The organism is Amycolatopsis sp. NPDC051045 (assembly GCF_040682955.1).
In the GTDB taxonomy this organism is placed as follows: Bacteria; Actinomycetota; Actinomycetes; order Mycobacteriales; family Pseudonocardiaceae; genus Amycolatopsis.
Map to the genome: position 1 here is coordinate 1 of NZ_JBFBCC010000001.1, position 14,023 is coordinate 14,023.

At 71.2% G+C, this 14,023-nt stretch carries 10 protein-coding genes; 4 read left to right on the top strand and 6 right to left on the bottom strand.

The window, feature by feature from the left end:
- Positions 1–410: 410 nt before the first annotated feature.
- The 3 genes from AB0M80_RS00005 to AB0M80_RS00015 form a co-directional block, all read right to left on the bottom strand.
- Positions 411–1,967 carry an amidase gene (locus AB0M80_RS00005; protein WP_364556577.1) on the bottom strand — a complete coding sequence of 519 codons (1,557 nt, stop codon included), beginning with the start codon at positions 1,965–1,967 and terminating at the stop codon, positions 411–413.
- On the bottom strand, positions 1,967–3,310 hold the full coding sequence (gene glnA / locus AB0M80_RS00010) for a type I glutamate--ammonia ligase (protein WP_364556580.1): 1,344 nt from the start codon (positions 3,308–3,310) through the stop codon (positions 1,967–1,969). The genes AB0M80_RS00005 and glnA overlap by 1 nt, the downstream gene beginning before the upstream one ends.
- Positions 3,311–3,371: 61 nt before the next feature.
- Positions 3,372–4,652, bottom strand: a complete 1,281-nt coding sequence (locus AB0M80_RS00015) for an MFS transporter (RefSeq protein WP_364556583.1) — start codon at positions 4,650–4,652, stop codon at positions 3,372–3,374.
- An 87-nt stretch (positions 4,653–4,739) separates the two neighbouring features.
- Here AB0M80_RS00015 and AB0M80_RS00020 point away from each other — a divergent pair, with 87 nt between their 5' ends.
- Positions 4,740–5,357: an LppX_LprAFG lipoprotein gene (locus AB0M80_RS00020; protein ID WP_364556586.1), complete on the top strand. Its 618-nt coding sequence runs from the start codon at positions 4,740–4,742 to the stop codon at positions 5,355–5,357.
- 61 nt (positions 5,358–5,418) lie between these two features.
- On the opposite strand, the gene AB0M80_RS00025 is transcribed toward AB0M80_RS00020, so the two are convergent.
- Entirely contained in the window at positions 5,419–6,981 is a 1,563-nt protein-coding gene (locus AB0M80_RS00025; RefSeq protein ID WP_364556589.1) for an alpha/beta hydrolase, read from the bottom strand.
- A gap of 155 nt (positions 6,982–7,136) precedes the next feature.
- Here AB0M80_RS00025 and secA2 point away from each other — a divergent pair, with 155 nt between their 5' ends.
- Both secA2 and AB0M80_RS00035 read left to right on the top strand, forming a co-directional pair.
- Positions 7,137–9,476 (top strand): accessory Sec system translocase SecA2, encoded by a 2,340-nt coding sequence (secA2, locus tag AB0M80_RS00030; protein WP_364556591.1) that lies wholly within the window; start codon positions 7,137–7,139, stop codon positions 9,474–9,476.
- 103 nt (positions 9,477–9,579) lie between these two features.
- Positions 9,580–11,301 carry an NAD+ synthase gene (locus AB0M80_RS00035; protein WP_364556594.1) on the top strand — a complete coding sequence of 574 codons (1,722 nt, stop codon included), beginning with the start codon at positions 9,580–9,582 and terminating at the stop codon, positions 11,299–11,301.
- A 57-nt stretch (positions 11,302–11,358) separates the two neighbouring features.
- Here the strand turns inward: AB0M80_RS00035 and AB0M80_RS00040 are convergent, their stop codons facing one another.
- Together AB0M80_RS00040 and AB0M80_RS00045 are read right to left on the bottom strand one after the other, a co-directional pair.
- On the bottom strand, positions 11,359–11,982 hold the full coding sequence (locus AB0M80_RS00040; RefSeq protein WP_364556596.1) for a VOC family protein: 624 nt from the start codon (positions 11,980–11,982) through the stop codon (positions 11,359–11,361).
- Positions 11,982–13,322: a S8 family serine peptidase gene (locus AB0M80_RS00045; protein WP_364556598.1), complete on the bottom strand. Its 1,341-nt coding sequence runs from the start codon at positions 13,320–13,322 to the stop codon at positions 11,982–11,984. The genes AB0M80_RS00040 and AB0M80_RS00045 overlap by 1 nt, the downstream gene beginning before the upstream one ends.
- 83 nt (positions 13,323–13,405) lie before the next feature.
- Here AB0M80_RS00045 and AB0M80_RS00050 point away from each other — a divergent pair, with 83 nt between their 5' ends.
- Positions 13,406–13,939, top strand: a complete 534-nt coding sequence (locus tag AB0M80_RS00050) for a methylated-DNA--[protein]-cysteine S-methyltransferase (protein WP_364556600.1) — start codon at positions 13,406–13,408, stop codon at positions 13,937–13,939.
- The last annotated feature ends 84 nt before the right edge of the window (positions 13,940–14,023 follow it).

Consider the following 14,023-nt stretch of genomic DNA (forward strand, 5'->3'; position numbering starts at 1 on the left):
AATTTAATGCTCTCAAAGGAACCTCATACGAGGTTCATAAATAAGCTCTACTGGCTTAGTTCACTAGCACACTGTTGAGTTCTCAAGCAACACACTCTGAATCCATCCGCGTTATCGGCGGCTAAATCCTCGGCAGTTGTTCCAAGCGATATTCACAAGCTTTTGGTCGAGCATGCCTAAACCTACGGGTTTACTCGTAGGGAGTCGGCGGCCGCTCGTGGGCCGACGCTGAACATTACCCGGTCCGATCCGCGGTGTCAACCCGCTCGTCCCGGCCTGGTCTCCGGGGCTTGCGGCCCCGGTGTGACCCGGTGTTCCTGGCGACGAAGAGAAGATTACATGCCCCCGAACGGCCCCAAAACAGGGGGGTCACTTAACGACGTCGTCGCAGGTCAGAGGGTCACTGAGGGCTACGACGGCAGCGTCGGCAGATACCGGGGCGGGACCCGCGCCGGCGCGACCCGCTCGAAGTCGGCCGCGAGCGCCAGCATCCGGGCGTCGGACCACCGCGCCCCCATGAACGAGATCCCGACCGGCAGCGGTCCGGCGAACCCGGCCGGCACGGTCACGTCCGGGTAGCCGGCCACCGCGGCCGGCGTCGACGACGGGATCACGTCGTTGTCCCCCACCGCGCAGTCGGTCTTCCACGCCGGCGGGTTGGTCGGCGACGCGATCGCGTCGAGGTGGTACTTCGCCAGCGTCTCGTCCAGGGACCGGAGCGAAAGGTCCGCGAGCTCGGCGCGCCCGGCCAGGTAGCCGGGGTCGGTCGGCGGCGGCGCGGCCAGTGCCTGCTCGAACAGCTCCTGACCGGCGAAGCACGTCCGCTCGAGCGGATCCGCACGGTTGTAGGCGATCAGCTCGGCCAGGTTCCGCGGGCCACGGGGGCGGGTCGCCAGGTACGCGTCGATGTCGCGGTGGAACTCCGTGAGCAGGGCCGGGAACTCCAGCTCCACCAGCCGCGCTTGGTACGGCAGCGTCACTTCGACGACCGTCGCACCGGCCTTGACCAGGGAGTTCCGCGCCGACGTCATGATCGCGCCGGTGGCCGGGCCGAGCACCGGCAGCCGCCACAGGCCGATCCGCGCGCCGCGCAGGACCCCGGGGCGGAGCAGCTTCGCGTAGTCCGTCGGCTGGGTGCGCGGGTACTCCGCGGTCGCCGGATCCGCCGGGTCCCGCCCCTGCAGCACCGACAGGGTCAGCGCGACGTCGACGACGTTGCGGGCGATCGGGCCCGCGGTGTCCTGCTCGGCGGAGATCGGCACCACGCCGGTGCGGCTGACCAGGCCGAGGCTGGGTTTGTGCCCGACCGTGGCGGTCATCCCGGCGGGGCACACGATCGAGCCGTCCGTCTCCGACCCGATCGCCACCTGGGCCAGCGACGCGGCGACGCCGGCCGCGGACCCGGCGGACGACCCGCACGGGTTGCGGTCCAGCACGTACGGGTTGTTCGTCTGCCCACCCACGCCCGACCAGCCGGACGTCGGCTTCGCGGCGCGGAAGTTCGCCCATTCGGAGAGGTTCGCCTTGCCGAGGATCACCGCGCCCGCAGTCCGCAGCCGGGTGATCAGCGTGGCGTCCTTCGCCGGGTAGCTGCGCAACGCCCGCGACCCCGCTGTCGTCCACTGGTCGCGGGTGTCGACGTTGTCCTTGACCAGCACCGGGATGCCGTCGAGCGGGCCGCGCAGGCGGTGCGCGCGACGCCGGGCGTCACTCTCGCGAGCCTGCCCGAGAGCGGCCGGGTTCAGCGCCAGGACGGCGTTCACCCTTCCGTCGATCCGGTGAATCCGGTCGAGGTACAGCCCGGTCAACCCGGCCGCGCTGAGCCGGCCGGACGCCATCCGCGCCTGCAGGGCCGGGATGTCGGCCGAGTCCAGATCGAACCTCGCCGGGGCGGAAGACGCGGGCGCCGCGGGGGCGAGCAGGAGTGCGGCGGCCAGGATCGCGAGGAACACCGGCCGCCGCCCCATCAGAGCACCGGGAGGAGCGTGCGGAGTTCGTACGGGGTGACCGCGCTGCGGTAGTTGTCCCACTCCACGCGCTTGTTCCGGAGGAAGAAGTCGTAGACGTGTTCACCGAGAGCTTCCGGCAGGAGCTCGGACTTCTCCATCTCGGCCAGCGCCTCCCCCAGGTTCTGCGGTAGCTGCGAGTACCCGGCGGCGCGCCGCTCGGAGTCGCTCAGCTGCCAGATGTTGTCCTCGGCGGGTGGCGGCAGCTCGTAGCCCTTCTCGATCCCCTTCAGCCCGGCGGCCAGGATGACCGAGTACGCCAGGTACGGGTTGCACGCCGAGTCCAGCGTACGGATTTCCACCCGCCGGGATGACGCCTTTCCGGGTGAATACATCGGGACCCGGACGAGCGCGGAACGGTTCGCGCGGCCCCACGAGACCGTCGTCGGCGCCTCGCTCCCGCTGATCAGGCGCTTGTAGGAGTTCACCCACTGGTTGGTGACCGCCGAGATCTCCTTCGCGTGGTGCAGCACCCCGGCGACGAAGGCCTTGCCGGTGTCCGACAGCTCGTGCGGATCTTCGGCGTCGTAGAACGCGTTGCGGTCGCCCTCGAACAGGCTGACGTGGGTGTGCATCCCCGAGCCGGGCTGGTCGGTGAACGGCTTCGGCATGAAGGTGGCGCGCACGCCCTGGGTCAGCGCGACCTCCTTGACGACGTAGCGGAACGTCATCACGTTGTCGGCCATGGTCAGCGCGTCGGCGTAGCGGAGGTCGATCTCCTGCTGGCCGGGGGCACCCTCGTGGTGGCTGAACTCGACCGAGATGCCCATCGCCTCGAGGGTCTCGATGGCGTGCCGCCGGAAGTGCGTCGCCGTGGCGTGGCTGGCCTGGTCGAAGTAGCCGCCGTTGTCCGCGGGCTCCGGCTCGCTGCCGTCGTCCGGCATGGTCGAGAGCAGGAAGAACTCGATCTCGGGGTGGACGTAGCACGTGAAGCCGGCTTCCGCGGCCTTCGACAGCTGGCGGCGCAGCACGTGCCGCGGGTCGGCCCACGACGGCGAGCCGTCCGGCATCGCGATGTCGCAGAACATGCGGGCCGAGTACGGGCCGCCGTCGGGGGTCTCCCACGGCAGAACCTGGAAGGTGGAGGGGTCGGGTTTGGCGACCATGTCCGATTCGTAGACGCGCGCAAAGCCTTCGATGGCCGAGCCGTCGAAGCCGATGCCGTCGTTGAAAGCGCCTTCGAGTTCCGCCGGCGCCACCGCGACGGACTTGAGGAACCCCAGCACATCGGTGAACCAGAGACGGACGAAACGGATGTCGCGCTCCTCGAGCGTGCGGAGCACGAATTCCTGCTGGCGATCCATGGCCGCACCCTAACCACAGCGTGTTAACGGGATGTTTCACGACGCGCCGAGGCCGGCAAAGTCACGTCGCGAGCACCGCAACGGATTTCTTCGCGCGCGTGATGGCCAGCGAAGCGACCGACGCGATGACGGCCAGCACGGCCGCGGAGTACCAGGCCAGGGTGTAGTTCCCGAGCTGGTCGCGGACCAGGCCGGCGGCCGAGGCGGCGAACGCGGCCCCGAGCTGGTGGCTGGCGAAAACCCAGCCGAACACGATCGGGCCGGCGTCCCCGAAGGCACGGACGCAGAGCGCGACGGTCGGCGGGACCGTGGCCACCCAGTCGAGGCCGTAGAACAGGATGAACGCCCACATGCTCGGCTGCACCGAACCGGTGAACAGCTGCGGCAGCAGCGCCAGCGAGAGCCCGCGCAGGGCGTAGTAGACGCCGAGCAGGATCCGCGGGTCGACGCGGTCGGTGAGCCAGCCGGAGAAGATCGTCCCGATGACGTCGAAGACGCCGACCAGGGCCAGCAGGCTCGCCGCGGTCGTCTGCGGCATGCCGTGGTCGTGCGCGGCCGGGACGAAGTGGGTGCCGATCAGGCCGTTGGTCGTCGCGCCGCAGATCGCGAACCCGATCGCGAGCAGCCAGAACGTCCGGGTCCGGGCGGCCTGGCCCAGCACGGAGAGGGCGCGGCGGACCGAGCCGGTCCGCGCTGCCGGGCGCGCGGCCTCGACGTCGGCGGGCGCGCCGTAGGCCGTGGTGCCGACGTCGGCCGGGTGGTCGCGGATGACCAGCAGGACCACCGGGACGACGGCGAGCGCGGCGATCGCGATCACCAGCGAGGCCGTGCGCCAGCCGGAGCCGACCGCGAGGTTCGCGATGAGCGGGAGGAAGATCAGCTGGCCGGTGGCGCCCGCCGCGGTCAGGACGCCGGTGACGACGCCGCGGCTGCGGACGAACCACCGGGCCGCGACCATCGCGGCGAAGCCCATGGCCATCGAGCCGGTGCCCAGGCCGACCAGCACGCCCCAGCACAGCACGAGCTGCCAGCTCGCGGTCATGAACACCGTGCCGCCCGCGCCCAGGGCGATGACGGCCAACGCCGTCGCCGAGACCCGCCGGATGCCGAACCGCTCCATCAACGCGGCCGCGAAGGGCGCGAAGAGGCCGAAGAGCACCAGGTTCACCGAGACGGCCGAGCTGATGGTGGTGCGGGACCAGCCGAACTCCTCGTGCAGCGGGTCGATGAGGACGCCGGGAGCGGCGCGGAAACCGGCGGAGGCGAGCAGCGCGACGAAGGCGGCGCCGGCGATCAACCAGGCGCGGTGCAGCTTCGGGGCAGGACGGGTCTCAACAGTCACTCAGGCAGTTTCACCGCGCGCGCGGTGAGCCGAAAGTGGCCGGAAGGACATCATCCGCAAGGATCAGGCCAACAGTAGGCTCTGGGGATGCGCCGCCTCGCCCTCCTGCTCGTGTTCCTGCTGACGGCCGGCTGCACCGGGTCGCCCGACACGCGCGGGCCGTTCCCGGCGGGCGCCGAGCTGGTCCGCGACGCCGCGACGTCGTTCGCCTCGGTGCGGAGCGTGCACTTCGCGGCCGGCGTCAACGGCGTGCTGCCGGGCTTCCCGCTCCGCCTGATCGAGGGCGACGCGACCCTCGACGACGGCGGCGCCGCGACCGGCACGGCCGACGTCCAGGACGGGGACGGGCACACCAAGTTCCCCTTCGACGTACGCGACGGCCAGGGTTCGCTGCCCGACGCGTACGCGGTCAGCGCGTTCCTCGGCCCGGCCGGCGGGCTGAAGCGGCTGCTCGACGGGTTGACCGACGCCAAGACCGAAGGTCGCGAGAACGTCGACGGCTCGGCCGCGTTGCGGGTCGGCGGCCGGGTGCCGGCCGCCGTCGCGCACGGCGTGCTCGCGCCGATCAACGCCGACCTCAACGCCAAGGTGTGGGTCTCCGACGCCCTGCCCCGGCGGTTCGTCCGGCTGTGGGTGCAGATCCCGCCGGTCGACAACCACCTCAGCCCGGTGATGATCGAGCTGTCGCTGACCAAACAGGCATAGCGCTTTGCGGGGGTCCGGGTGGCGAAGCCCCCGGCCCGGGGCGAAGCCCCGATTGTCACAGCTACTGCCCGGAGCACCGGGTCCCCTCCGGCGGCACCGTGCCGTCGACCAGGTAGTCCGTGCCCGCCTCGTCGACGCACTTCACGCCCTGCAGGAACACCGTGTGCTGGGTGCCCTCGAAGGTGAGCAGCGCGCCCTTCAGGCCCTTCGCGAGGTTGACGCCGGCCTGGTACGGCGTCGCCGGGTCGTTGGTCGTCGAGATGACCAGCGTCTTCGCCAGGCCTCCGACGTTCGGCACGTGCGGCTCCGAGGTGTTCGGCACCGGCCAGAACGCGCACGCGTCGCGGGCCGCGCTCGCCGGGCGGCCGTCGTCGAGGAACGGCGCGACCTTCACGTACTGCTCCTGCGCCTTGAGGATGACGTCCGGGTCGGTGACGCGCGGGTCGTCGACGCAGCGGATCGCCGTGAACGCGTCCTGCGTGGTGCCGTAGCGGCCGTCGGAGTCGCGCTCGTTGTAGATGTCGGCGAGCTTCTCCAGCGTCGCGCCACGTTGCTGCTTCAGCTCGTTGAGGCCCGAGTTCAGGGTGTCCCAGAGGCTTTCCTGGTAGAGCGCCTGGATGACGCCGGTGGTCGCGTCCTCGTAGGAGAGCTTGCGGCCGTCGCCGACCGCCACCGGGAAGTCGATCAGCGGCCGGACCAGGTCCTGGAACGCCTTCACCGCGCCGCCGGGGTCGGAGCCGAGCGCGCAGTCCTGCTGGGCCGCGCACCACTTCGCGAACTGCGTGAACGCCGTCCCGAAGCCCTGGCCCTGCGCGACCAGCGACTCGACCGCGTCCTGTTCCGGGTCGACCGCGCCGTCGAGGACCATCGCGCGGACGTTCTTCGGGAACGCCTCGGCGTAGGCCGACCCGATCCGGGTGCCGTAGGAGTAGCCCAAATAGGTGAGCTTTTCGTCGCCGAGGACCGAGCGGAGGACGTCCAGGTCCTTCACGACGTCGCGGGTGCCGACGTTGGCCAGCATCCCGGTGCCGTCCTCGGTGCGCTGGGCGCACTTGGCGGCGAAGTCCTTTTCCTGCGTCTCCTGCTTGAGCACGCCCGGCGGCGAGCCGTCGGTCTCGCTGTCGTCGGCGCGGTCGGCGTCCCGCTCCTGGTCGGTCAGGCAGTGGATGGCCGGCTGGCTGGCCCCGATCCCCCGCGGGTCGAAGCCGACCAGGTCGAAGCGCTTGGCCAGGCCGGTGCTCGTCACCGGCTTGACCAGCCCGGCGGCCGCGACCATGCCCGACGCGCCCGGGCCACCCGGGTTGACCACGAGCGACCCGATCCGCGAGCCGGCGTCCGTGGCCTTGTGCCGGAGCAGGCCCAGCGTGATCGTCTCCCCCGCCGGTTTCGCGTAGTCCAACGGCACGGTCAGGCGCGCGCACTGGATGTCTTTCGCCTGGAAGGCCGACCTCGCATCCTCCGACGTCGCGTAAGGTGCGCAGTCGGCCCAGCTCAGGCTCTGGCCGTAGAACCGCTCCAGCCCGGCGGGCACCGGCCCGGACGGCGGGTGCGATTCGGTCGTCGGCGCGGGCGGCGCGGTCTTGCCGGTGGACGTGCAGGCGGTCAGCGAGGCCGCGAACAGCACGGATGTCGCAATTGCGGTGATCCGGCGGGCGCGGGACCTGGCGCTGGGATGTGGGAACACGGTTGGATCGTCCCATCCGGCCGCGGAACTCGAACGCACCACCGCCGCGTTGGGTGGTGGAGGCCGGTCGAGCGAGAGAGAACGGGAGACCAGGGGTGGCAGCACTGATCAGCCGGGTGGGCAAGAAGCTCCGCCGGATCATCCAGCGTCCGGGCAGCGTCGAGCTGACCCGCTACGAAGCACTGCTGCCCGCGGTCGGAAAGCTCGAACCCGAGCTCGAAAAGCTCTCCGACGAGGAGCTGACCGAGCGGGCGGGCAAGCTTCGCGAGAAGCTGAAGAACACCGCTTTCGGCGACGAACAGCTGATCGAGGTGTGCGCGCTGGGTCGCGAGGCCGCCCGGCGGGCGCTCGGCGAGCGCGCGTTCGACGTCCAGGTGCTGGGCACGATGGGCCTGCTCACCAAGCACGTCGTGCAGATGGAGACCGGTGAGGGCAAGACCCTCGCCGGCGCGCTGGCCGCGGCGGGGTACGCCCTGCGCGGAAAGCGCGTGCACGTCGTCACCGTCAACGACTACCTGGCCCGCCGCGACGCGGAGTGGATGGGCCCGGTGTACGCGCTGCTCGGCGTGTCGGTCGGCTGGGTCCAGCCGGGGGACTCGCGGGAGGAGCGCCGGGAGGCCTACGCCAAGGACGTCACCTACGGCGCCGTCGCCGAAATCGGCTTCGACGTGCTGCGGGACCGGCTGGTCACGAAGGTCGACGACCTCGCGCAGCCCGATCCGGAGGTCGCGATCGTCGACGAGGCGGACTCGGTGCTCGTCGACGAGGCCCGCGTCCCGCTGGTGATGGCCGGCTCGATCGACCGCAGCGACGCCGACGAAGAGGTCGCGAAGATCGTCCGGCGGCTGCGGCTCAACCTGCACTACGAGACCGACAGCGAAGGCCGCAACGCCTGGCTGACCGACGCCGGCTCGTCCGTGGTCGCGAAGTCGCTCGGGCTCGAGGTCGACGACCTGTTCAACGAACAGGCCTCCGACCGGCTCGCCGCCGTCAACGTCGCGCTGCACGCCCACGCGCTGCTCACCCGCGACGTCGACTACCTGGTCCGCGACGGCAAGGTGCAGCTCATCAACGCCGCCCGCGGCCGCGTCGCCGAGCTGCAGCGCTGGCCGGACGGCCTGCAGGCCGCCGTGGAGGCGAAGGAACAGGTCGCCGCGACCGACCGCGGCGAGATCCTCGACTCGATCACCGTCCAGGCCCTGCTCGCGCGCTACCCCGAGGTGGCCGGCATGACCGGGACCGCGGTCGCCGTCGCCGAGCAGCTGCGGGAGTTCTACGAGCTCGAGGTCGCGGTCATCCCGCCGAACACGCCGAACATCCGGGAAGACCTCGAAGACCGGGTCTTCGCGTCGCCGTCGCAGAAGCTGCGGGCGATCGAGGAGGAGATCCGCACGGTGCACGAGACCGGGCGGCCGATCCTCGTCGGCACCCAGGACGTCGCCGAGTCGGAAGAGCTGGCCGAGAAGCTCGCGAAGGTCGACCTCGAGTGCGTCGTGCTCAACGCGCGCAACGACGCCGAAGAGGCCGCGATCATCGCCGAGGCCGGCAAGAAGGGCGCGGTCACCGTGTCCACGCAGATGGCCGGCCGCGGTACCGACATCCGGCTGGGCGGCACCGACGGCGCGAGCCGCGAAGAGGTCGTCGAGCTGGGCGGGCTGCACGTCATCGGCACCGCGCGGTACCCGTCGAGCCGGCTCGACGGGCAGCTGCGCGGCCGCTCCGGCCGCCAGGGCGACCCGGGCAGCGCGATCTTCTTCGCCAGCCTCAACGACGAGCTCGTGCTGTCGAACGCGCCGGACGTGCCCGAGGGCATCACCGCCGACGAGGAGACCGGCGAGATCACCGACCCGGCGGCGCTGCGGCAGCTCAACCACGCCCAGCGCGTCGCCGAGGGCGTCGACCTGGAGATCCACCGCAACACCTGGCGCTACACGCGGCTGATCGAGCGGCAGCGGCGTGACCTGCTGGTGCACCGCGACAAGGTGCTTCGCACCGCGTACGCGGCGGAGGCGCTGGAGAAGGCGCACCCGGAGAAGTTCGGCGAGCTCAAGGAGAAGCTGGACGACCAGGACAAGCTGGAGCAGATGTGCCGCGAGGTGCTGCTGTTCCACATCGACCAGCTCTGGTCCGACCACCTGGCGTACCTGACCGACGTCCGCGAGAGCATCCACCTGCGCGCGCTGGCGCGGGAGACGCCTTTGGACGAGTTCCACCGCGCGGCGATCCCGGAGTTCCACAAGATCATCGGCGAGGCCGACTCGCGGGCGGCGAAGACCCTCGAAGAGGCCGAGCTGACCGACGAGGGCATCGACCTCGGGGACGCGGGCGTCCGGCGGGCGAACACGACGTGGACGTACCTGGTGCACGACAACCCGTTCGATTCGGACTTCGAACAGACCATCAAAAAGGTCCGGAGCATGATCAAGCGCAAGTAGGCTTTTCCGTCGGCGAAGGCCCCGTCCGGTACTCCGGGCGGGGCCTTGGCGTTTCGCCCACATTCGCTCGGCCGGACGGGTGGCGGTACGCCAGAATGGCGGCATGCCGCAACTGCGCATCGCGCTCGCCCAGGTCAACCCCACCGTCGGCGATCTCGACGGCAACGCCGATCTGCACGTCGAGTGGACCCGCCGGGCCGCCGAAGCCGGCGCCCACGTCGTCGTCTTCCCCGAAATGTCCCTGACCGGCTACCCCGTCGAGGACCTTTCCCTGCGGAAGACCTTCGCCGCCGCCTCCCGGCAGGGCGTCGAGTCGCTGGCGCGCCGGCTCGACGAGGCCGGCTGCGGCGAAGTGCTCACCTACATCGGCTACCTCGACCTCGACGAGGTCGGCCCGCGCGACGCCGCGGCGGCGCTGTACCGCGGCGAGGTCGTCGCGCGGCAGTTCAAGCACCACCTGCCCAACTACGGCGTCTTCGACGAGCACCGCTGGTTCAAGCCGGGCACCACGCTCGACGTCGTCCGGTTCCACGGGCTCGACATCGGCATGGTCGTCTGCGAGGACATCTGGCAGGACGGCGGGCCGATCTCGGCCCTGGGCCGCGCCGGCGTCGACCTCGTCGTGGCGCCGAACGCGTCGCCGTACGAGCGGTCCAAGGACGAGCAGCGGCTGCCGCTCATCGCGCGGCGCGCCGCCGAAGCGGGTGCCCCGCTCGTCTACACCAACCAGGTCGGCGGCCAGGACGACCTCGTCTTCGACGGCGACTCGCTCGTCGCCGCCGCGGATGGCGCGGTGGTGGCGCGCGCACCGCAGTTCGTCGAGCACCTGCTCGTCCTGGACATGGACCTCGCCGCGGGCGGGCACGCCGGCGACGGCGAGCTCGAAGGCCTGCACGTCCGGCGCCGGGTGCTGAGCTCCGAGCCGCTGCCCGCGTACGAACCGACGGCCGAGCCGGTGATCAGCGAGCCGCTGTCGGACGAGGCCGAGGTGTGGTCGGCGCTCGTCGTCGGCCTGCGGGACTACGTGCACAAGAACGGGTTCTCGTCGGTGATCTTCGGGTTCTCCGGCGGCATCGACTCGGCGGTCTGCGCGGCACTGGCCGCGGACGCGCTGGGCGGCGACAACGTCTACGGCGTCTCGATGCCTTCGAAGTACTCGTCGGGCCATTCGAAGGACGACGCCGCCGACCTCGCCCGCCGGATCGGCGCGCACTACCGGGTCGAGCCGGTCGAGGACATGGTCCGCGTGTACGTCGACCAGCTTTCCTTGACGGGCTTGGCCGAAGAGAACATCCAGGCGCGCACGCGGGGCATGCTCCTCATGGCACTGTCCAACCTGGACGGTCACCTCGTGCTCGCCACCGGCAACAAGACCGAGCTCGCCGTCGGCTACTCGACGATCTACGGGGACGCGGTCGGCGCGTTCGCCCCGATCAAGGACGTCTTCAAGACGCACGTGTGGCAGCTGGCCCGCTGGCGCAACGCCGAAGCGGCGAAACGCGGCGAGACCCCGCCGATCCCGGAGAACTCCATCAGCAAGCCGCCGTCGGCCGAGCTGCGGCCGGGCCAGGTGGACACCGACTCGCTGCCGGACTACGCGCTGCTCGACGACATCCTCGACGACTACGTCGAGGGCGACCGCGGGTACGCCGACCTGGTTTCCGCGGGCTTCGAGCCGGAGACCATCGACCGCGTGGTGCGGATGGTCGACAAGGCCGAGTACAAGCGGCGCCAGTACCCGCCGGGCACGAAGATCACGTTCAAGGCCTTCGGCCGCGACCGGCGGCTCCCGATGACCAACCTGTGGCGCGAGGGCAAGGTCTGAGGTCCGTGAATGCCACCTTCAGGGACGCCAAGTCCGTGAAGGTGGCATTCACGGCTTTCAGCTGAGGGCGACCTGGCGGCCTTCCGGGGTCCGGAGGGCTGCCGTCAGACCGGCGCGGCCGGCGCGGCGGACCAGCAGCTCCAGGCCGAGCGCGTCCGTCACCGCCAGCACCGAATCCGGGTCGGGGTGGGTGCCGGTGACCATCAGCAGCGGCAGGGACGGCAGGCCGCGCGTCGTCGGGTGCGGCGCGGCGCCCCAGTCGATGAGGAACGGGTGCAGGGTGCCCGGGGCGGTCGGCGGGGTCAGGCGCCAGCGCAGCTGCTCGCCGTCGCCGGTTTCGCGGGACATCTCGATCGCGTCGCCCGGGTCGAAGCCGTGGGCGCGGGCCGCGGCGATCGTCGCGTCGATGTCGGTGGTGCGGACCGCCCAGCCGACCAGCGCGGGCTCGGTCAGCTCGTCGATGCCGAACGGGCGGGGCCGGTCGGGCTCGGGCTGCGCCGGGTCGGGGCCGATCACCTCCAGGTACATCCCCGCGCCGAGGTCGGCGAGGTGGTTGGCCGTGCCCACGCCGATGTGGCGGCCACCGGGCGTGGGCGTGACCCCGGTGAGGGCGGTGACGCGGGCGACGGCCTCGGCGAGGTCCGGGCCGGCGTAGACGAGGTGATCGAGCACGAACGCCATCATCCCGCGCCGACGGCGCTCGCCGCATCGACCATCCCGTGGCCGTAGTAGGTCGTTCCGTCTCTTGTGGACGCGCAGACGGCGTCCGGGCAGGGCAGCGGCGTCGCGGAGGCGTAGAGGGCGCGCTTGATCCGCTCGGCGCTCCAGTGCGGGTGCTCGCTCGCGATCAGGGCGGCGACGCCGCTCGCGTGCGGCGCGGCCATCGACGTCCCGCTCGCCGACCGGTATTCGCCGTTCGGCCAGGTCGACCAGATGCGCGCGCCCGGCGCGGCGACGCTGATCCGGGACGCCGAGTAGTTCGAGAAGCTCGCCTTGAGCAGCTTCTCGTCGAGCGCGCCGGTGCCGACGACGCCGGGCAGCTCGTGCGGCAGCCGGGTGCAGGTCGGGTTGATCGAGCGTTCCACCGGGGTGCTGTCGGCCGGGCTTTCGCGGTCGACCGAGCGGGTGTCGAGGTTGATCCCGGCGTTGCCGGCGGAGGCGACCACGAGGACGTTCCGGCGCTGGGCGTACGCGACCGCCCGGCCGACGGCGAGCTTCGCCGCGGCCTGGTCAGGCTGGTCGTCGCAGTTGTAGCGCCACGGGATCGAGCGGTAGCTGTTGTTGGTCACGGCGAACCCGTGCTCGGCGGCCCAGACGAACCCGCAGACCATGCTCTCGGCCGTCTCGGTGTCGTCGAGCTCGGCCAGTTTCACCGCGGCGATCTTCGTCCCCGGGGCGATCCCGACGACGCCGGCCCCGTTGCGCGCCGCGGCGATCGTGCCCGCGACGTGCGTGCCGTGGCCGTCGAGCGTGGGCCGCCAGGCGCCGGGGCCGCGGTCGGGCCAGCCGGACAGGCAGGAGACCGAGTTCCTGGCGTCGAAGGCGTCCTTCAGCTCGGGATGGGTGTCATCGACTCCGACGTCGAGCACGCCCACGACGGTGCGTTTGCTGCCTTCGGTGACCTGGTGCGCTTCGGGAAGGCGCAGCGCCGGGACGTCCCAGGCGGTGCCCTCCGGCGGGACCTGGCCGGAGTTGGGCGAGTTCGGGCCGGTGTAGCGGACGTCCTTGCGGGGCGCGAAGAACTCCTTCGGGATCTTCGCGGTGCGCGTCGCGCCGACGGCGTCGATGCCCGGTGTTCTCCGGACCTTCGCGGCGAAGTCGTCCTTCGCCGTGTACGCGACGACGACGCCGACCTGCGGGTAACTCGCGACGACGGTGCCGCCGGCTCTTTCGATCACCCGCTCGGCCCACCCGGTGTGGTGCGCGACGACGACGTGCGGCATGACCAGGGGGTCCGCGGCCGCCGGCGTGGCGCTCAGACCGAGCACCAGCAGTGCCGTCACCAGGATTGCTCGCCGCACACGTCCTCCTCGAATCCGCCCAAAACCGAACTTAGCGATCATTCTCGGCGGCGGTACCCCTCTTCGGTCGTAGGCTTGGCGGCATGACGACGGGGTTCACGGTGTTCGACACGGCGATCGGGGTGTGCGGGCTCGCCTGGCGCGACGACGTCGTGATCGGGACGTCCCTGCCCGAAGGCAGCGCGGAACGGACCCGCGCCTGGCTGGTCAGGCGGTTCCCGGACGCCGTCGAGGGGACACCGCCGGCGCCGGTGCAGGCCGCGGTGGACGGGATCGCGGCGTTGCTGGGCGGCGCGCGTCAGGATCTGGCCTCGATTCCGCTGGACTTCTCCGGAGTGCCGGAGTTCAACCGGCGCGCGTACGACGTCGCGCGGACGATCCCGCCCGGCCGGACGCTGACCTACGGCGACATCGCGCACCGGCTCGGGCAGCCGGGGTCGGCGCAGGCCGTCGGGCAGGCCATGGGGCACAACCCGTTCCCGATCATCGTGCCGTGCCACCGGGTGCTGGCGGCCGGCGGCAAGGACGGCGGGTTCTCCGCGCGGGGCGGGGTCGGGACGAAACGCCGGATGCTCGTGATCGAGGGCGCGCTGGCGGACGAGCCGACGCTGTTCTGAGCCGGCCGGCCGTGATTCGGCGGGCATCTCGCGTGATTGAGGGTCGACTCGCGTGATTTGGAGGGTCGACTCGCGTACCTGGAG

Coding starts and splice junctions, on each gene's coding strand:
- AB0M80_RS00005 (WP_364556577.1), bottom strand. CDS start 1,967: ATGGGGCGGCGGCCGGTGTTCCTCGCGATCCTGGCCGCCGCACTCCTG.
- glnA (WP_364556580.1), bottom strand. CDS start 3,310: ATGGATCGCCAGCAGGAATTCGTGCTCCGCACGCTCGAGGAGCGCGAC.
- AB0M80_RS00020 (WP_364556586.1), top strand. CDS start 4,740: ATGCGCCGCCTCGCCCTCCTGCTCGTGTTCCTGCTGACGGCCGGCTGC.
- AB0M80_RS00035 (WP_364556594.1), top strand. CDS start 9,580: ATGCCGCAACTGCGCATCGCGCTCGCCCAGGTCAACCCCACCGTCGGC.
- AB0M80_RS00040 (WP_364556596.1), bottom strand. CDS start 11,982: ATGGCGTTCGTGCTCGATCACCTCGTCTACGCCGGCCCGGACCTCGCC.
- AB0M80_RS00050 (WP_364556600.1), top strand. CDS start 13,406: ATGACGACGGGGTTCACGGTGTTCGACACGGCGATCGGGGTGTGCGGG.